This window comes from Mucilaginibacter limnophilus (assembly GCF_004005815.1).
GTDB classification, from domain to species: Bacteria; Bacteroidota; Bacteroidia; order Sphingobacteriales; family Sphingobacteriaceae; genus Mucilaginibacter; species Mucilaginibacter limnophilus.
Map to the genome: position 1 here is coordinate 50,781 of NZ_SACK01000012.1, position 19,661 is coordinate 70,441.

The 19,661-nt window shown below is 42.7% G+C and carries 17 protein-coding genes; 8 read left to right on the top strand and 9 right to left on the bottom strand.

The genetic code is table 11. The features are described 5' to 3' along the window. Positions 1-345 precede the first annotated feature (345 nt). Complete coding sequence (locus EOD41_RS19150) at positions 346-1,920, top strand: M20/M25/M40 family metallo-hydrolase (protein WP_127707995.1); 1,575 nt, start codon at positions 346-348, stop codon at positions 1,918-1,920. A 34-nt stretch (positions 1,921-1,954) separates the two neighbouring features. On the opposite strand, the gene EOD41_RS19155 is transcribed toward EOD41_RS19150, so the two are convergent. Then, complete coding sequence (locus tag EOD41_RS19155; RefSeq protein WP_127707997.1) at positions 1,955-2,164, bottom strand: hypothetical protein; 210 nt, start codon at positions 2,162-2,164, stop codon at positions 1,955-1,957. A 124-nt stretch (positions 2,165-2,288) separates the two neighbouring features. Between EOD41_RS19155 and EOD41_RS19160 the strand changes: the two genes are divergently transcribed. After that, complete coding sequence (locus tag EOD41_RS19160) at positions 2,289-2,552, top strand: SemiSWEET transporter (protein WP_127707999.1); 264 nt, start codon at positions 2,289-2,291, stop codon at positions 2,550-2,552. A gap of 81 nt (positions 2,553-2,633) precedes the next feature. On the opposite strand, the gene EOD41_RS19165 is transcribed toward EOD41_RS19160, so the two are convergent. The 3 genes from EOD41_RS19165 to EOD41_RS19175 all read right to left on the bottom strand — a co-directional run bounded on the left by EOD41_RS19165 (position 2,634) and on the right by EOD41_RS19175 (position 5,363). Next, positions 2,634-3,512 carry a glutamate--tRNA ligase family protein gene (locus EOD41_RS19165; RefSeq protein ID WP_127708001.1) on the bottom strand — a complete coding sequence of 293 codons (879 nt, stop codon included), beginning with the start codon at positions 3,510-3,512 and terminating at the stop codon, positions 2,634-2,636. A 48-nt stretch (positions 3,513-3,560) separates the two neighbouring features. After that, the gene (locus tag EOD41_RS19170; protein WP_127708003.1) at positions 3,561-3,797 is read right to left on the bottom strand and encodes a hypothetical protein; all 237 of its coding nucleotides are present in this window, start codon (positions 3,795-3,797) and stop codon (positions 3,561-3,563) included. An 81-nt stretch (positions 3,798-3,878) separates the two neighbouring features. Next, entirely contained in the window at positions 3,879-5,363 is a 1,485-nt protein-coding gene (locus EOD41_RS19175; RefSeq protein WP_127708005.1) for an MFS transporter, read from the bottom strand. A 536-nt stretch (positions 5,364-5,899) separates the two neighbouring features. Between EOD41_RS19175 and EOD41_RS19180 the strand changes: the two genes are divergently transcribed. The 4 genes from EOD41_RS19180 to EOD41_RS19195 are packed head-to-tail and all read left to right on the top strand — an operon-like array spanning position 5,900 to position 9,852. Further along, positions 5,900-6,856: a glycosyltransferase gene (locus EOD41_RS19180; protein WP_127708007.1), complete on the top strand. Its 957-nt coding sequence runs from the start codon at positions 5,900-5,902 to the stop codon at positions 6,854-6,856. A 10-nt stretch (positions 6,857-6,866) separates the two neighbouring features. Then, positions 6,867-8,162 carry a glycosyltransferase family 4 protein gene (locus EOD41_RS19185; RefSeq protein ID WP_205780599.1) on the top strand — a complete coding sequence of 432 codons (1,296 nt, stop codon included), beginning with the start codon at positions 6,867-6,869 and terminating at the stop codon, positions 8,160-8,162. Between the two features lie 3 nt (positions 8,163-8,165). Further along, positions 8,166-8,720 carry a D-glycero-alpha-D-manno-heptose-1,7-bisphosphate 7-phosphatase gene (locus tag EOD41_RS19190; RefSeq protein WP_127708009.1) on the top strand — a complete coding sequence of 185 codons (555 nt, stop codon included), beginning with the start codon at positions 8,166-8,168 and terminating at the stop codon, positions 8,718-8,720. 1 nt (position 8,721) lies between these two features. Then, on the top strand, positions 8,722-9,852 hold the full coding sequence (locus tag EOD41_RS19195; protein WP_127708011.1) for a glycosyltransferase family 9 protein: 1,131 nt from the start codon (positions 8,722-8,724) through the stop codon (positions 9,850-9,852). Here the strand turns inward: EOD41_RS19195 and EOD41_RS19200 are convergent. The 5 genes from EOD41_RS19200 to EOD41_RS19220 form a co-directional block, all read right to left on the bottom strand. After that, complete coding sequence (locus EOD41_RS19200; RefSeq protein WP_127708013.1) at positions 9,779-10,771, bottom strand: glycosyltransferase family 9 protein; 993 nt, start codon at positions 10,769-10,771, stop codon at positions 9,779-9,781. The two genes, EOD41_RS19195 and EOD41_RS19200, sit on opposite strands and share 74 nt — an antisense overlap. Positions 10,772-10,773: 2 nt before the next feature. Then, positions 10,774-11,745 carry a glycosyltransferase gene (locus EOD41_RS19205; protein WP_127708015.1) on the bottom strand — a complete coding sequence of 324 codons (972 nt, stop codon included), beginning with the start codon at positions 11,743-11,745 and terminating at the stop codon, positions 10,774-10,776. Continuing rightward, positions 11,745-13,463 carry a carbamoyltransferase family protein gene (locus EOD41_RS19210; RefSeq protein ID WP_127708017.1) on the bottom strand — a complete coding sequence of 573 codons (1,719 nt, stop codon included), beginning with the start codon at positions 13,461-13,463 and terminating at the stop codon, positions 11,745-11,747. The genes EOD41_RS19205 and EOD41_RS19210 overlap by 1 nt, the downstream gene beginning before the upstream one ends. Positions 13,464-13,661: 198 nt before the next feature. Further along, positions 13,662-14,435 (bottom strand): GLPGLI family protein, encoded by a 774-nt coding sequence (locus EOD41_RS19215; RefSeq protein ID WP_127708019.1) that lies wholly within the window; start codon positions 14,433-14,435, stop codon positions 13,662-13,664. 6 nt (positions 14,436-14,441) lie between these two features. Continuing rightward, positions 14,442-17,231: an outer membrane beta-barrel protein gene (locus tag EOD41_RS19220; protein WP_127708022.1), complete on the bottom strand. Its 2,790-nt coding sequence runs from the start codon at positions 17,229-17,231 to the stop codon at positions 14,442-14,444. 126 nt (positions 17,232-17,357) lie between these two features. On the opposite strand from EOD41_RS19220, the gene EOD41_RS19225 reads away from it, so the two are divergent. Then, a complete protein-coding gene (locus tag EOD41_RS19225; RefSeq protein WP_127708024.1) occupies positions 17,358-18,323 on the top strand; it encodes an alpha/beta fold hydrolase in 966 nt (321 codons plus the stop codon). A gap of 166 nt (positions 18,324-18,489) precedes the next feature. Further along, positions 18,490-19,311: an alpha/beta fold hydrolase gene (locus EOD41_RS19230; protein WP_127708026.1), complete on the top strand. Its 822-nt coding sequence runs from the start codon at positions 18,490-18,492 to the stop codon at positions 19,309-19,311. Positions 19,312-19,661: the final 350 nt, after the last annotated feature.

Sequence of the window (19,661 nt, forward strand, 5' to 3'; positions counted from 1 at the left end):
TGAAACTTTTAGTTAACAAACCCAAGATATTTTTACCAATTATGGCAACTACCCCTAAGCCACAAGCAAAAATTGCATGCCCGCGATGCGGAAACACACAATGTGAACGTATCCCGCGGAGTAACATTGTTAAAATGATTTTTCCGGAAAGCACTAAGCACTTTAAATGCGAAAAGTGTTTTAAAAAGTTTTATAAAAGCGTAGGAGAGAAGTAATAGCTGTCACGAGTTCTATAAATTAAGGTTCTATATTCGATTTTTAATTGTAAATGCCCCTTTTGGGGCATTTTTTTTATCTTGTACCGCAACTGCTTTACAATAATAACTGACCATCAAATTCATCTGCATGAAAACCTCTTTAAAAGTAAGGTTCACCGGGCATATTGCCGCATTATTACTCACGGGCATATCCTACCGGTACGCCTCGGCCCAAAGCGGTGCCGATCCTGTTATCAATAACATTATTAAAGAAGCCAACACCAATTCTCAATTAAAGCCTCTCGCGCACGAGTTGCTTGATGTAATTGGTCCGCGCTTGGTAGGTACGCCCCAAATGCAACAGGCGCACAACTGGGCGGTTGAAAAGTATAAAATATGGGGTATTGCTGCCCGAAATGAAAAGTGGGGTGAATGGCGAGGATGGGAAAGAGGTATTTCGCACATCGACATGCTATCGCCACGAGTGCGTACGCTTGAGGCTACACAACTTGCCTGGAGCCCGGGCATGAAGAAAAGTGTAACTGCCGAACTGATCATTTTACCTGAGGTAGCCGATTCAAACGCTTTCAAGAAATGGCTGCCTTCGGTTAAAGGTAAATTTGTAATGATATCAATGATGCAGCCGACCGGCCGTCCTGATTATAATTGGAAGGAATTTGCAACGCCTGAATCATTTGAAAAAATGAAGAAGGACCGAACTACACAAACCGATGCATGGCAAAACCGCATAAAAAATACCGGCTATACCAACCGTACATTGCCCCCGGCACTTGAAAAAGCAGGAGCTGCAGGTGTGGTGATCAATAACTGGTCGGCAGGTTTTGGAGTGGATAAAATATTTGGTGCTTATACCAAAAAGATACCAACTATCGATATAGCGCTTGAAGATTACGGCATGCTCTACAGGTTAGTGGAATCAGGTCATAATCCTAAAATACGGGTACACACTGAAGCAAAAGAAACCGGCGTACAGCCAACCTTTAATACGCTTGCTGAGATAAAAGGAAGCGAAAAGCCTAATGAGTATGTGATACTGTCAGCGCATTTCGACTCGTGGGATGGTGGTACGGGCGCTACTGATAACGGTACAGGCACCCTTACCATGATGGAAGCCATGCGCATCCTCAAAAAAGTTTATCCTAATCCAAAGCGTACCATTTTGGTTGGCCATTGGGGCAGTGAAGAGCAGGGATTAAACGGTTCGCGCGCATTTGTTGAAGATCACCCTGAAATAGTACAAAACGTTCAGGCTGTATTTAACCAGGATAACGGCACAGGCCGCGTGGTTAACCTAAGCGGACAAGGCTTTTTGCACGCTTATGATTATTTAGGCAGATGGCTGAGTAAGGTGCCTGACAGTATCCGCACGCAAATTGAAACCTCGTTCCCGGGTGCACCGGGCAGGGGTGGGTCAGATTTTGCCTCTTTTGTAGCTGCCGGTGCGCCCGCGTTTTCACTTAGCTCGTTAAACTGGTCGTACGGTACATACACCTGGCACACCAACCGCGATACGTATGATAAGATAGTTTTCGATGATGTACGTAGTAACGCGATATTAACGGCTATATTGGTTTATATGGCTTGTGAAGATCCGGCTAAAACGCAGCGCGACAAAAGCGTTATGCCTGTTAATCCGAAAACCGGCGAACAAACCAAATGGCCTGATATGGTTAAACCAACCCGCAGAGGAGGATTAGACTAATAAACAAAATGCGCAGATTAATCTGCGCCTTTTGTTATTTCTTTGCTGTAGCAACAACTACGATACCGCCTATCAGCAATACTCCGCCGAGATAAGGGGGCCAGCTTACGGTTTTTTCTTTATCTGCCGATACCTCTATCGGGCCGGCGTCAATTACTTTTTCTTTTTTTGTGTAGGTAAAGCCTGTCCATACAAGCATGGCGGCACCTATTACAATTAATATTATTCCTACTGTACGGTTCATATTATAAAGGTTAATAGCTGAAATAAATATTAAATGTGGTTTACTGGCAAATTGTTTTTATAACCTGAATCACCCAAACAAAAGCAGGCGGCAGCTGTCATTTTAAGTAAATTAATTGACTTTAATGATAGATAAAGAATTTGTCGGCATTGCCGCGGGGATTTGTACGGCTGTTTCGCTTGTGCCGCAGTTTCTTAAAACCATAAAGGAAAAACGGGTTGAAGGGGTATCTTCTTTCGTATTTGTAGTTCTGTTTTTTGGTAATAGCCTTTGGGTATGGTATGGTGTTATGCTTAATGAATGGCCAATTATTGTAACCAATGCCTTTTCGGTAATAATGGATATCACCATGTTTATCCTGAAAATGAAATACCGTAATAAATCATAAATATTTATTTTTTGGTGTAGACGTAGGTTTGATATTTGCGCTTATTACCGCATGATATTAAAAAAGCTGACGGTGCATCAGCTATCGCAACTCATTCACAAGTTTAATGAGCTCATTCCAGTGACTGACTGGCCGGGACGCTCCAAGCATCCCGGCTATTTCAGCATAGATATCAGCCGGGCTTTTCCCTTCTTCACGGAGATATTTAACAGAAGTAGCTCCTGCCGATTTTGATAACTTTTGACCATCAGCTTGAGTGATCAGTGGATGATGATAGAAAGTGATCGGGCTAAATTCAGAACGGTTAAGCGCTGAAGCCAGATAGTGTTGCGCAAGGGTAGAGGCCCACAGATCCTGCCCACGAACTATCAGGTTGATACCAAAATACAGATCGTCGATTACTGAAGTAAGCTGATAGGCTGGGTAACCATCTTTTTTACGGACGATGAAATCATGCATATCTTCAGGCAAAATAGTTTTTATAACGCCTGATAAGGTTTTAACCACAATCTCATCACTTGCAGAAGTTTCCAAACGCCAGGCAGCACTTGGCGTATCAGGCGGCAGGCGTTTATTGCGGCATGTGCCCGGATAAACACCGTTTGTACCTGCTGCTTCTATTTGCGCCCGCGAACAGGTGCAGGCAAAAACTTTACCGGTATCCCAGAGTTGTTGCAAGGCCTCGTTATATAAATCAAGCCGCCGGGTTTGCGACCAATTGCTTTCAAAATCGTCAGCATTTCGCGGCCCTTCATCCCAGGGGATATCAAGAAAGTTCAATGTTTCAAAAATATCGTCAACATAACGCTTGTCTGCACGGGCACGGTCCATGTCGTCAATCCGCAGCAGTATTTTGGCGCCGTTCCGGCGGGCAAGTGCCGCTGTGATAGCAAACGACAATATGTTTCCTATATGCAGGTATCCGCTTGGGGTTGGGGCTATACGCGTTTTGTTGTACACCCCGTAAAATTGAATTATTTTCTGAACGTATGCAAAGTGTGCGCTTAATTACAAATGCATCGATTCCAGCTTATCAGCAATCAAATGCAGTACTTCCTGGTCAACTTTTCCCGGATTTTTGCAAATGCGCAGGTACTCGTGGTCGTCCGGTTCAAAAGCAGCTATGAAAGTACCCTGATCATACACCTCAAATTTGCAGCGTTCGCCTTCATGGTGGGCAAAATCATGCACCTCAAACTCATACACCTGCTTATCCTTTGCTACTGAAATTTTAATCGTTTCCATACAAAAGGTTCAACAAGTTCTGTAATATATTAGTTTGAAAGCTGCCGTTGTACTTTTCAACAACGGCAATGTAATTAACATTTATGCAGATCTGCGCAAAGACCTTTCAGCGTTTAATACCCGCACTACATTGCGCTTCACAACAACTGAAGGATAATATAAACCGTCGGTTACGCGGCGGCCAAGGTTTGCACGCAGCTTGCTGCGAAGTTTTACACGCATTTGTGCCACCATGCGGTACTGGTTAATTTCGCCCTGTTCTTTTACTTTATTTAATAACCTTAGCGACAATAAGGCAAGCAATCCGCCTATAACAAAAAAGTAGCTCCAGCCTTGCAGGTTAAGCAACTGCAGGTGCATACCATGCCATTGCACCGACCAGTTAAGCGGGTGGCTTGCGAAAAAGTCCGCAAGCAAGCCGCCTATCATAGGCGCTATGGTTGAAGTAAAGGCAACCAGCATGTTTTTTGTTGAAATATAAGCAATAGCCTCGCTGTTAGGCGCCAGCTTTATGCCGATATTCGATAATGCCAGGTTGATGCCTGCTGTAGCAATACCACTTAAAATATGAATAATAGCGAGTAGTGTAAGCGCAGTAGTTACATTGTTTGCCGGTACTATGGCATAAGCAATTATGCAGGCAACATAAAGCGGTCCGCATATGCTAACGATATTTTTGTTGCTGAATTTGTCAGAATATCTGCCCCAAAGCTTAATAGAAATAATACTGCTTAGCTGACCGGCAATACCAAGGCCGATAATGTATGCAACAGGCAGGCCCAGCGTTTTCATCATATATACAGCGAAAAACGGCGTGGCCAGATTAAGTGCGAAAGCCCAGAATGAATTAAAGATAAGCAGGCTGCGGAAGTTTTTGTTTTTTAATGGCTTGCCAAACAGCGTAAACAGCTTATCATTAATGGCTTGGGCTTTAGGCTCAGGAGTACGAAGCAGCAAGCCTACGCTAACCATACCCAATATGCCGCCCAGCATAAACAGAATGTTATAAGTAAGTATCTCGTTTTGCGGGTAGTGGCTTTTTACATAATCGATACCTATGGCGGTTGCCAGGCTAAGCATAACGTTAAGCGTTTGCGCCATACGGCTGCGGTGCGAAAAGAATGAGCCCAGTCGCTCACCTGGTATCAGGTCTTTCATCCACGAGTTCCATGCTGCACCGCCTATGTCACCAAAAATATGCTGGAAGAACAATAATATAATAAGTACCTGTACAGTGGTGCCGCCGGTAAATATAAATGGTATTATACCTATAGCAATAAGGGGTAATCGCGCTAAAAAGTTGAACACTGTTGTCACCACTTTACGGTTGTTAAACCGCTGTACTAGCCATATAGCCAATAATTGAAACATAGTAGTAAACGTTGGCAGCGCTGCCAGAATGCCCAATTGCAGGTTAGTAGCACCCATATGAATTGCCATAGCGGTTAAAAAGGTACCGCTTGTAAACACTACCATCGCTTCGGCAGATAACCCATCGGCAATAACTAAGTTTAAACCTGAATTTAACTGGTTTGAGGAAATTTTTTCGAACGGACGTAACTTCATAGTAAAGCACCAAAACAACCGGTGCCGTTTTGCATTTAATCAATAATAATTTAAAATCAATAGGGACAGGCTTTCGCCTGCGCCATAATAACTGCAAAATTATTGCCATAGTATCCGTTGCAACACAAATGTTTCAATGTGTTGGAAATCAATTGTTTAATTTATAGTTAAATTAAAAATATTGACAGAAGTGTAGAAACGATGCTGAAATAATTTCCGCAAAATGAGGAACGCTTCTCAAATGTCACTCCACAATCGTTTTAACCACTATTTGGTACAACCACCGTCCACAAAACAAGCCGAAACGATTCTATTGTCTTGTCTAATTATTTCTGAAATTACTTTCTTAAATATTTAAATAATGCTTATATATTAATTATAACTACAATATTGTACTGTAAATCAGTTATTATTTATGAGAAGCACTCAAATTCGGAATATTTTTTAATTATAGATATTGTTTTTCATACTTATATGAAAAATGTGGTGCCAAAATTGATGTTAAAGGGCGAAACGCATCACAACATCAACCCTATATGAAAATATTCACCTGGCACATCCATGGCAGCTATTTGTATTACTTATCACAAGGTAACTACACAATTTACATCCCAACAAAAGAAGAAAAAACAGAAGGCTATTATGGCAGGGGAGAAACATTCCCTTTTGGCGATAATGTTATAGAAATACCGGCCGATGAGGTAAAGAATCATCAATTTGATTGCATACTGTTTCAGACCAATCAAAATTATCTGAAGGATCAGTACGAAATATTATCTGAAGAGCAGCGCGAACTACCGAAAATATATATTGAGCACGACCCACCGCGCCAGCACCCTACAGATACAAGACACGTGGTTGATGATCCAGAAATTACACTGGTGCACGTAACTCACTTTAATAACTTAATGTGGAACAGCAACGGTACACCTACAAGGGTTATCGAGCATGGCGTGACTGATCCGGGTATATCATACTCCGGACATTTAAGCAAAGGCATCGTTGTAATAAACAACCTGCCTGCACGCGGTCGTTTGTTGGGGTTTGACATTTTTCAGGATGTACGCCAGCGCGTACCGCTTGATCTGGTAGGCATGGGTACAGGTTCATGGGGCTTGGGTGAGGTGCTGCACCCGCAACTACCCGAGTTTCAAAGCCGCTACCGTTTCTTTTTTAACCCGATAAGATACACCAGTCTTGGCTTAGCCATTTGTGAAGCCATGATGATGGGTATACCAGTTGTAGGACTTGCAACCACCGAACTTTCGGCGGTTATAGATAATGGTTATTCCGGATTTATACATACCGATATCAATTACCTTGTTGAGAAGATGAAAATGCTGATTGATGACCCTGAGCTGGCGAAAGAGATTGGCAACAACGGACGTGAAGTAGCGCTTCAGCGCTTCAACATAGTGCGTTTCACTCAAGACTGGGAACAACTTTTTGCTGAAGTGACCGGAAAAAAGCAATCAATTTCAATTTCAGCTTAACAGTGATATTATGAAGATGCAGAATAACAGGATAGCTTTTATAAGCGAACACGCATCGCCACTGGCAGACCTTGGCGGTGTGGATACAGGTGGGCAGAATGTTTATGTAGCCCAATTAGCTAAACATCTGGCAAAGCTTGGTTACGAAGTTGACGTATTTACCCGCCGTGAGGATGCTCTTGTACCTGAAGTGGTGGAATGGGTACCCGGTGTAAGGGTTGTTCATGTAAAGGCCGGCCCTGCAGAAGTGGTAATAAAGGAAAATATATTGCCATACATGCGCGAGTTCAAGAACAACATGATAAAATTTATTGTGAATGAAGGCATACATTATTCGCTTGTTCATGCAAACTTTTTCATGTCGGCGCTTGTGGCTATGGGCATTAAAAAGGAATTGGAGATACCGTTTGTGGTAACCTTCCACGCGCTGGGCCATGTACGCCGCATTCATCAGGCCGAAAAGGATAAATTTCCTGAAGAGCGACTGAAAATTGAGGAAATGGCTGTTCAGCAGGCCGATTATATCATTGCCGAATGCCCGCAGGATAAGGAAGACCTGATTGAATATTATAACGCGCCTGAGGATAAAATAACTATCGTACCATGTGGTTTCAGCTCAAATGAGTTTTACCCGATGGACAAAGAGGTTGCTCGCCGTGTAGCTGGTTTGCCGCAAGGTGAACACATTATTTTACAGTTGGGGCGTATGGTACCGCGCAAAGGTGTGGATAATGTGATAGCCGCTATGGGCAAAATGAAGAAAGCTAAAAAGCCTGTAAAACTGGTTATAGTAGGCGGTGAGTGTGAAGAATTAGAAGAGGAGACCTGCCCTGAATATGCAAGGCTGTTGAATATCGTTCGTGAGAACAACCTTATTGACTCGGTAATATTTGCCGGAAGGAAAAATCGTCAGCAGTTAAAATATTATTATGCGTCATCTGATGTATTTATTACCACGCCATGGTACGAGCCATTTGGCATTACTCCGCTTGAAGCCATGGCCTGCGGAACACCTGTTATAGGTGCTAATGTTGGTGGTATAAAATACAGCGTTGCCGATGGTGAAACAGGCTGGCTTGTACCGCCTAAAGATCCGGAAGCACTGGCTAACAAACTTAACGAAGTGATTGACGATGGCGCTTTGTTATACAAAGCGGGTGAAAACGCGCTTAAACGTGTTAACGAGCATTTTACATGGGCAAACGTAGCTTCGCAAATCGACAGTTTGTATAAGCAACTGCGCCCAGTGGCAAAACGGAGCCTGATTGCTCACGACAAGTTGAAGGCAAAAGATCAGGCTGCATAAGCAATGGCTAAAGCGGTTTTTTTAGATAAAGATGGAACACTGATTCCGGATATACCCTATAATGTCGATCCGGAACTGATATCGATACAGCCTGATGCGACTTTAGGCTTGCAGCAATTAGTTGCTGATGGATATCAGTTGATTATTGTATCGAACCAGTCGGGTGCTGCGCGTGGATACTTTGCCGAGGATAAGCTTGCAGGGGTAGAACAAAAAATAATAGAATTGTTAAAGGCATATGATATTCCGCTAAGAGGATTTTACTATTGTCCCCATCACCCGGAAGGGACTGTGCCAGAATTGGCAATTGATTGCGACTGCCGCAAACCACAGCCCGGTATGCTAAAAAAAGCGGCGCAAGAGCTTGATATCAACCTTGCGCAATCGTGGATGATAGGGGATATCTTAAATGACATTGAAGCCGGTAATCGTGCAGGTTGTAAAACAGTGCTTATAAATAACGGTAATGAAACGGAATGGCTTGAGGGTGAATATCGAACACCAACCATATCCTGTAGCAGCATTGATGAAGCTGCTGCTTATATCTTAAGCAGATAACATGAACTGGGAAGGATGTAAAAACATATTATGTATTCGCCCTGATAACATGGGCGACCTGATTATGAGCGGTCCGGCAATTCGAGCGTTGAAGGAAACTTTCAATGCTAAAATCACAGTGCTTACTTCATCAATGGCTCGTGGTGTAATAAGCCATATGCCTGAAATTGATGATGCCATAATATTCGACTTACCGTGGGTTAAAATAAACGAAACACCTGATACAGCCGGCTTTTATAAAGTTATTGATACTATAAAACAACGCGATTTTGACGCCGCGGTTATTTTCACCGTTTACAGCCAAAATCCGTTGCCTACGGCAATGCTGGTTTATTTGGCAGGCATACCACGTGTGCTGGCCTATTGTCGTGAAAATCCATATCATTTAATTACCAACTGGATTCCGGATAAAGAACCTTATGATTTTATCAAGCATCAGGTACGCCGCGATCTTGATTTGGTGGCATCAGTAGGTGCGTTTACAAAAAATGAACATCTGTACTTGTCTTCCGACGAAAATGTATGGGCGCAGATAACAGATAAGTTAACAGCACTTGGCGTAGATACAAATAAGCCATGGCTAATAATGCATGCCGGTGTGAGCGAACGTAAGCGTCAGTATCCGGCTAAATACTGGGTTAAAGCTGCCAAAGAACTCATAGCTGAGGGTTATCAAATACTTTTTACAGGTTCAAATGCCGAAAAGCAGCTAACAGATGAACTTCAGTTACAAACAGGTGCGGGGAGTTTTGCTTGTGGGGGCTTGTTTTCGTTATATAAATTTATTGGGTTGGTGAAAAAGGCGCCGGTTGTAGTATCAGTAAATACAGGTACGGTACACATCGCGACCGCAGTGGGCACCCCGGTAGTGGTTTTATACGCGCAAACTAACCCGCAGCATACACCTTGGAATGTACCAAACAAAGTGTTGCCTTTTGCGGTTCCCGCGCCTTTACGAAGCAAGAACGAGGTGATCAACCACGTTAATAAAACGCATTACAATAGTCCAGTACACATACCACAGCCTGAAGAAATTGTTAGTGCTGTTAAAAGTCTTGTCAATCAGCCAGTGAAACCAGTTCAACGGTTTCTCGAAATACCAAGTGAAAATCAGGCGACTGCAGCCAGTTGATAGTACGGTGCACGCGTTTATCCATCGGTCCCCAGCGCTGCGGCTCTCCATCCATACTGATGACGATACTTGGCGTTTTAAAAGCCGATGCGATGTGCGACACACCGGTACAATTTGATATCAGCATCGCGGCATTTTGAATCAACGCGCCAACAGCGCCCATTGTAGTTGTCCCTGCCGAATTAATCGCCTCATGACGCATGTTACTGATAACACCTTCTACCAGGTCGCTTTCATCTTTTGTACCTGTGATCACTGCTTTATAGCCTTGTTCAACGCAATAATCAGCCAGAGCAGCAAAATATTTCACCGGCCATTGGCGCCATGAACCTCTTGAACCCGGATGTACGCATACATATTTTTTCGGTTCGATACCCAGTTGCAATTCATCAAGTGAGTTATAATCTTCTACAGAAAGCGGAAACTCAAGGTCGGTACCCTGTGCTTTGATACCTAAGTGCTGCATCAACAGTATATGCCGTTCAATCTCCGGCCCATAATCAGGGTATTCCATAAACAGCCCGTTGTCGGGCGCGTAATGCCCTTCAATGGTAAAGCCGGCGGTATGTTTTGCACCGAAAAGCTCAATCATTGGATTAATTATCGAGCCATTACCCTGCATTTGTATGGCAAGGTCAAATTTTTCTTGCTGAACCTGTGCTAAAAAAGAAGTGAATGCAGCTGGATTAAAAGGCCGTTCGGGCAAGCCAGGAAAACCGGGAAATTCAATAAAATTATCAAAGTACTTACTGAACCGCTCGGTGAACGATTGTCCCCAAGGCAAACCTATAAGCGTTATTTGCGCGTTAGGATAAGCATGGCGTAAAGCGCGTATGGCCGGTATGGCGCATAACATATCGCCCAGCTGCAATGCCCTGAAAACGGCTATTTTTTTTATTTCAGATTGAGAAAGTTTCATTGTTAAACAAATAATACCCTGTACTTAACGGCCCCGTACCATTGCCAGTAAACTGACAGGAAAGGAATGAACAAAGAAGTGATCACCATTTCGGAAACATGTGCCGGGCTTAAACTGGTGTTTGATAAACGCTTGTAAATAAAATAAGTGGTTAAACCTGCCCACGCCGCAAAGCCAACAAAAAATACCTGCTGGTGCTGTGTAAACAAGCCAACAAGCATTACCAAAAACGCGAGTATAATAGCATAATACAACACCGGTGATTTAGCACGTATTTTATGGCGAAACATGTCGGGATATTTTTTGTATAGAAGCGCATCGAACATCGTTTTTTTCTGCTCTTTTATACTCACACCCCAACGCGAGTTTCTTACCGGATGGGTTACCACAGCCGATTCTATTTTCTTAATTGGTATGTGCTTGCTAATAAGCTTAAACTCCAGATCACTGTCTTCACGCCACGCCATGCGGAACTGTTCGTCAAAACCGCCTGACAGTTCAAGTGCCTGTTTTGTGCAGGCGCAATTGGCAGTAATAAAATCGGCGGTTTGCAAATGCGCGGTGTTTAATTCGTAGTCGGTAGGGCGTTTACTTAGCGGTACAATCACCTTTCCGGTCAACGCTACATTCTCATCGGGATGGCAATGATTAACAATTTCATTCAGCCAGTACATATCTGGCAGGCAATCATCATCAGTAAAGGCAATAATGCGCCCGCGTGCATTACGCCATCCGTGATTTCGTGCTGCAGCAGGTCCTTTTTTTTCGGCCATAGGCAAATAGCGCATTATTGGGAAATCATACCCGACCCAGTCGTTAAAGATCTGTTTTGTCTGCTCATCCGGCCCGTCACTTACTACAATGATCTCATACCGGCTTTTATCAAATTTTTGCAATAACAATGCCTTAAGGCATTTGCTAAGCAACTGTGGACGCCGGTATGTAGGTATAACAACTGAAACAAGGATGTCCATTATTTTTCTATAACAAATGATCCGATAACCAATGCGTCAAAAGGGGATGTCCAGAAGCATTCAATAGCATCGCGTGGTGTACACACAATAGGTTTCCCTAAAGTATTGAACGATGTGTTTACCAATACCGGTACACCGGTTTTGTTCTGGAAGGCCTTTAACAGGTCGTAATAATTTTTATGCTGATCACGGTTAATAGTTTGAATACGTGCGGTACCGTCGGTATGCCTTACCGCCGGAATCTTGTCGGCTTTATCGGGCTTAACATCGTACACAAACAGCATGAACGGTGAATATTTAGCATTTTCAAACCAGTTGGTGGCTTCTTCTTCAAGCACAACCGGTGCTACAGGCCTAAAATCTTCACGGTCTTTTACCTCGTTCAGTCTTGCCTGCATTTCAGGGTTTATTGGTGAAGCCAGTATCGACCGGCTACCCAATGCCCTTGGGCCAAATTCCATGCGTCCTTGGTACCAGCCGATAATCTTATCCTGAGCAAGTATGTCGGCGGTTTCTTCAGCGATGTTTTCCAGCTTGCGGTATGGAACCTTCCACAGTTTTAACGAACGCTCAATTTGCTCGTCGGTGTACTCAGGTCCCCAGTAACAATGCGTCATTTCAAAAGTACGCTCGTTGGTTTTGCGTTCCTGCGCGTCAACCCATAAGGCAGCACCTAACGCTGTGCCATCATCACCTGACGCAGGCTGTACCCAGATGTTTTTGAAAGCGCCCCGGTCGCGGATACGGGCGTTCGCCACACAATTAAGCGCAACGCCACCTGCCAGGCACAGGTTCTCTTCCTGCGTTTCTTTTTGCAGCCATCCTGTTAGTTCAAGCATGCTTTCTTCAAGCACCAACTGTAACGAGTGCGCTATATTAAAGTGATGTTTTGTAAACTCTTCATGGCGGAGGCGTTTCGGGCCGAAGCGCTCTTCAAAACGCTGGTTGCCGATAGTGTACTGGCCGTTAGCGCCAAGTTGCACCATCTCTCTGAAATCGTTAACAAATTCCGGCTTGCCATATGATGCCAAAGCCATTACCTTATACTCGTCTGACGAGTGAAGAAAGCCCAGATAAGTGGTGACATCCTCGTAAAGTAAGCCCAGCGAGTGCGGCATATTTACCTGACCGATACGATCAATTTGATGGCCCTTACCAACATTGTAGGTAGTTGTAGCTACTTCACCACGCCCGTCAACCGTCATGATGGCTGCATTTTTAAATGGCGAGCAGTTAAAAGCGCTTGCCGCATGTGATATGTGGTGTTCAACAAAGTGCCATTTTTCGCGTGGAATATTGCAGCCGATAAACCGTTTTTGCAGGTGATGCGGATAGCCATCGCGCAGTTGTCCCGGCGCGTTGATTATTGACGACAGGAATAGCGGGTCCCAAACATTGCGGAAGTCTTCTCCTAAAGCCGATTGTCCTTCTTCAAAGGGAATCTCAATAGTTGATTTACCGCGATACTTTTCGCCCACAAGCAAATACGGGTCAAACGAGTAGGCGATATGATCAACATCATTGATGTGGATACCGGCTACACTCAGGCAGTAATCGATAGCGTGAAAGGGTAGTTCCCAGGTTGAAAAGGGGACAGGCCTTTTGCCATGCTTAAAATGTGTAAAGCGCTCTTCTTCTGTCGCCGCAAGCAATTGGCCATCCTTAATTATACACGCTGCCGAGTCGTGAAATACCGCGTTTATTCCTAAAACGTACATACAAATTGTGCTAAGATTAATTTATTGTTACAGCTGTTGACCGCTGTTATGTGTTTCAAAATCAATCAAACAACAAGAAGCGCTTCTTATAGTTTCAAGAAAAAAATATAATTAGATATTAGGATATTGTTAACAAAAGTTGAATCGATAATCAGCTTCTTAATGTTATATTTATTATTAAAACAATTAAGTTAAGTTTTACAAACTAAACCCTTTCAAATACTTCTTACCATACTCCCCCCAACTATTCATGGCTGATGATATGGCTTCGATAAACTCTTTATGATTAACAGCTTTGCCCTTGACAGGTGGAACTACTGCGTTTGCTGGCAAGGTGGTATCGGTAACTTTCGTAGCAAACCAAGTGACATTTTCATGGGGCAGGGCTACGCCTAAAATCATGCCCGGTAAGCCGGTGAATGATTCGGGGCCGCCCGAAACAGGTATTTCATCGGTGTAAAAAGCAACTACGTAAACCGAATCCAGTACGAGCGCGTTTGCCCTGCGACAGGTATACCCGGCTATCTCCCGTGTTTCTGAGGTTATTTTCCACTTTATTTTACGCACGCTGTCGGTCACTAGGAATGTTTCTTCAAAAACACCTTTACGGCTAACCATTTTCTTTGCCGAAAGATCTGCATACACCGTGTTGTACTGACCGGTTATTGGTCCGTCGCCCATAAATCCGCCTGTGTTTGACGATGATGCGTCGGGTATGAAAAGCGTTTTGTTGTTGGTAAATTTCAGCGTGCTTTTCATTTTTTTAAACTGGGGCTGTGTTTTCTTATACTGGTCAACAGCTTGTGCCCAAAAGCCGTCATCCTGCCCTTCAAGGGTCTTTTTTAAAATGGCATACATATTAACCGACTTTTCAAACTCGATGATGCCTGATTTCGTAAACCGGGTATTTTGCCCGAAAGCAAGGCAGGTGCTCAATATTGTTATGGCGAATAATGCACAGATTGTTTTCATAGAAAGTTATTTAGCTTTAGATCCGCCCATTTTATTAAAGTCATACACCAGCGACAGGATAAAGTAACGCCTGATAGTAGTGTACCGGTTCTCCATAATGATGTTTCCGTAGGCGTTACGGTTGAAGCCTGTGTTTTTGTTCAGCAGGTCGTTAACTGTTAATAACGCCCTGAAGTTATCCTGCTTGTTAAGCACTTTTGTAAGCGAAGCATTCCATATAAACAGGTGAAAATCGCTGTTAAAAGTTGGGGTTTTGGCTCTGAACTGGTAATTTATATCCGTAGATATCACCATTTTTAATGGTAGAAAGTAAGAGAACGAACCATTGGTATTAAAGCCCCGGCCATTGTTATTCCTGTCTTTTTGTGTGGATGTTTCGTTAATGGTATAATTTGGGCCGAAAGACACATACATGCTGTACTTTAAGTACTTGTATTTTTGAACATTGAAGGTGCCTGAATAAGTGTACGACTTGGTGAAGCTCAACTCGTTATTAATCATATTATAATACGTACTGCCATTTAAATTCAAATCGAGGCCTAAGCCGATATCTAATTTTTTTATGCGGCGGTCAAAGTATGTACTGAAGTAAAAATTTGCAGGCTTTTTACCGGCCAGGTTGGTAAACTGGTACACAGTTCTGGTGGTGGCCGTGTCGGTCATGGTATTGCTGGTAATGGGGTTCGTAACAAATGAGTAATTACCACTTATGCGGAAGTATTGTTCGGTAAGTACTTTGTAGCTGCTGTAACCCAAATTAAATGAGTTGGTAAATGATGGCGTTAAGTCGGGATTACCTTTGGTGATATTTAGGGGGTCGTTATTGTTACGTATGGGTTGTATCTGGTCGATTGTCGGCTGGGTGGTATTACCATTGTAATATAACCACGCTGACGAACGCTCTTTAAATTTATAGTTAAAGCTGGCCTGAGGAAACCAGTTGGTAAAATTCCGTTCGAAATTATTGCCCGTGTAAAGGTCGCGCTGAGTAAAATTTACTAGGGCCGCCCTTGTACCAAAAGTGACGTTTGATTTACCTTGCTTAAAGTTGAACACCGCCCCCGCCTGATTGGAAAGCTGGTTCAGTTTATAATCGCTGCTAAGCGTATCAACCAAGACATCATACTTTCCTGCTGAAGACGGGCTGAAAGTTTTACGGTCGGCAGTGGCGTTGTTAATTCCAAGGCCATAATTAAGCGTTAACGACAAGCTTTTAAACAAAGGCTCGGTATAAGTGATGTTAGAGTTTAGCACGGCGCTTTTTATATCATTCACTTTATACTGATCGATATGCACAGTGCTGTCGCGCGCGCCTTCATTATTATAATAGTTAATATCCGACTTTAAGAAACCATTGGCGCTGCTTTGATTAACTGATGGCGCAATATTAACTGATATGGTGCGGCCCGGTTTAAATCTTTTATTGTAGAATATGGTAGCGTTGAACGAGTTTTGATCGCCTTTATTCGTAAGATCGCGGTTAGAAAACGTCTGCCTGTTGCCAATCCTGTTCTCGGATATATAGCTGTCAATAGTTTCGTTATTCTTTAACGTACCATCAAAAGTGATTTTAAGATTAGATGAGGTATCTAATTTAGCTTGATACATCCCATCTGCTTTTTGTCTGAATATAAAATTGTGAAATGTTTGGTTTGTATTCGATTTTATTACTGATGTATCTGCCAGGATGTTTTCAGATAAAGAAACCTTTGATCCATCAACTGTAAGCGAACCTGCTTTGTAATTGGCATTGATAGAATATTTATCATCTCCCCATTTTGCGTCATAATGCACACCGCCCGTGCGCGCTACAGGAATACCTTCGTTGTTATACGTTCCGTTGAATGATTCAAGGTCGTCGTTAGTGTTTGACATGATCATGATACCGCCGCCGTCCATAAATTCCATATTTGCGCCACCGGTGTACTTGTTATTATCCTGCCAGTTCAAACCTATTTTTCCTGTATTAGCCAATGTGCCATATGCTGAAAATTTCTTTTTGCCTCTGAATGTGTTGAATAATAACTGGGCCTGATAAAAATCTTTTGTTGCTATACCAACATCGGCCTTACCAAACGAGCCTGTTTTTTTATCTTCTTTTAGTTTGATATTAAGTGTTTTGGTTTTTTGCCCGTCGTCTATACCGGTAAAGGTAGCCTGGTCGCTTTTTTTATCATACAGCTGTACCTTGTCAACCATATCGGCACGGATATTTTTGGTAACCAGGGTAGGGTCGTCTCCAAAAAACTCTTCGCCGTCAACAAGCACTTTGTTCACGGTTTCACCCTGGGCCGTTATTTTACCGTCTTTATCTATCTGAATACCCGGAAACTGTTTAAGCAAATCTTCAACCTTGGCATTAGGTTGAACTGTAAATGCCGCAGCATTATACTCGGTGGTATCACCTTTTATTTTAATAGCCGTTGGGCGGGCTTTGATGATCACCTCGGCCAGCAGTTTTGATTTTAGGATCAAATTTACCGTGCCGAAATTTATCTCATGGTTTACGGAATCAAGCACAAACTCTTCTGCATAATCAGCATATTCTGGATAGGTGATCAGCATGATAAATTTGCCCCTTGGCAGATGTTCAATGTTAAATTCTCCACTTGATGTAGCCCGTGTGAACGACACTAATGTTGAATCTTTATGATCAAGGATACTGATAGTTGAGTTCTCTAATTTGACGTTTGATGCTGAATCGGTAACAGCCCCTTTAACAGAACCAATGTTTTGGGCGGCTGCAAACAAAGTGCTCAAAATAAGGATTAAGAGCACCAAAATGGTGTATCGCATATAAGATTATAAGGTTGATGTAAGGATAGTACAAAAAGCTGGTATTAAAAACCGTTTAACATTAATTAACAGTCAAGTTTTCAAGTACGTTATTTCGATTTATATTAGCTTTATTAAAGATAACTTATGAGAAAATTGTATGTTCTTTTGATCCTTTTTATTGTTAATGGCGTAGCGGTTGCACAAATAAAACCTGTTGATAGTTTTACAGACGGCAAATATGTTAATGTTAATGGTGCCAAACTTTGGGTGGTAACCGTAGGAGAGGGCGACCCGATCATTTTTATTGCCGGTGGGCCGGGTGGCGTTCACTTAGGTTTGCGCAGTTTCGATAAGCTGGCTGAAAATCATCATCAGTTAATATATTTTGATGCATTTGGCCGTGGTAAATCAGATACCGCTAAGAAAGTTACCGAATATACGCTTGAGCGTGACATTGATGACATTGAAGGCCTTCGCAAAGCACTTAAGCTAAACAAGGTGACCGTTTTAGGCCATTCATATGGTGGTGTTGTTGCACAAGGTTATGCAATAAAATACCCGGAACATCTTAGTCATGTTATATTGGCTAACACCTTTCATAGTTTTATAATGTGGCAGGAAAACGATGATAACAGCAATCACGAAATACGGGTGAATTATCCGGAAATATGGGCTGAACTGATGAAGATACGTGAGCAGGGCGCTGTATCAAGCGACGAAAAACATCAGGAGATTTACGGCAAAGTACCATATGGTTTCTTGTATGCTTACAATCCTGATAAGTTTGTTCGTAAAGCAGGCAATCGTAAGCCTTATCCAAATCCGAATAATACCAAACTTTATTACCAGATGGTTGGTAAAGACGGCGATTTTATTGTAGGCAGTGATATTGGTACGTTCGACTATCGTAAGGACTTAAAAAACCTGAAAATGCCTGTACTGATACTGTCCGGTCGTTTCGACCGCGTGGCTACACCATGGCAAATGGTAAAATATAAAGACTATTGCCCGCAGGCTCAGTTTGTAATGTTCGAAAAGTCGGGACACAATCCGCAAGTGGAAGAACCGGAAAAGGAATTTGAAGTTATCAACGCTTTTCTGGCAAAATGAAACGCAGTTTTGTAATGTATAATCAATTCACAGAAGCTAAGCATCTTAGTTTATGCGTTTTGAATAAAGTTATATATCGATTCATTTCTTAATGTACGTCAAGTTTTTCGGGATAAAATAATATCAAATTTGTTTCATCAACTCAATACTATTAAACATTGAAAATATGAATACGATCACAACACAAGACGGAGCACAAATTTTTTACAAAGACTGGGGTTCAGGACAACCGCTGGTTTTTCATCACGGCTGGCCATTATCAAGCGACGACTGGGATGCGCAAATGATGTTCTTCCTGGAAAAGGGCTACCGGGTAATTGCTCATGACCGCCGCGGACATGGCAGATCAAGCCACGTTTCAGGCGGGCATAATATGGATACCTATGCAGCTGATGTTGCAGCCTTAACCGAAGCGCTTGATTTGAAGGATGCCATCCACATTGGCCATTCTACCGGCGGCGGAGAAGCGATACATTATGCTGCCGGACCCGGAAAAGCCCGTGTAGCTAAAGTTGTACTTATTAGTGCAGTAACACCACTCATGGTACAAACCGAAAACAATCCGGATGGTGTTCCTCTACCTGTGTTTGATGAGATTCGTAAAGGTACCGCCTTTAACCGGGCGCAATATTTCTATGATTTTACAATCCCGTTTTATGGTTATAATCGCGAAGGCGCTAAAATAGCGCAAGGAGTAAGAGATAACTGGTGGCGACAGGGAATGATGGGCAGTGTAAAAGCACATTATGACGGTATCAAGGCATTTTCAGAAACTGATTTTTCTGAGGATCTTAAAAGTGTAGATATACCGGTATTGGTTTTACACGGCGAAGATGACCAGATAGTTCCATTTGAAGTGTCGGCTGCCAAAGCAATTAAGCTGTTGAAAAACGGTAAACTTATTTCATATCCGGGATTTCCACACGGTATGCCTACAACAGAAGCTGCCACTATAAACAACCATTTATTGGAGTTTATACAGGCATAAGCAAATTGTTGCCACAAAACCGAAGGTTAAACATCCGGTTTTGTGATTATCACAGGTTTAGTTTTGTGATGTATCTTAAAGTTATCTGTAAATCTAAGATACAATATTCTTGCCTTATTATAATGGCAGCGTAAACCAAAGTACGGCCTTTACCCGGCTCACTGTTTACGCCAATCTTTCTATAATGCTTTTCAATTATTTCAGCACAAAATGTATAAACCAGGGCCAAGGTCGAAAAGTGGCTGGCTATTATGAGCGGCTTGATAATAACGCTCAAAAATATGCCGGACTTTATGGGCGGAATGCCCTGGCCTTGTCACAAATTGTAATAATTATGGAGCTAAGGCCAG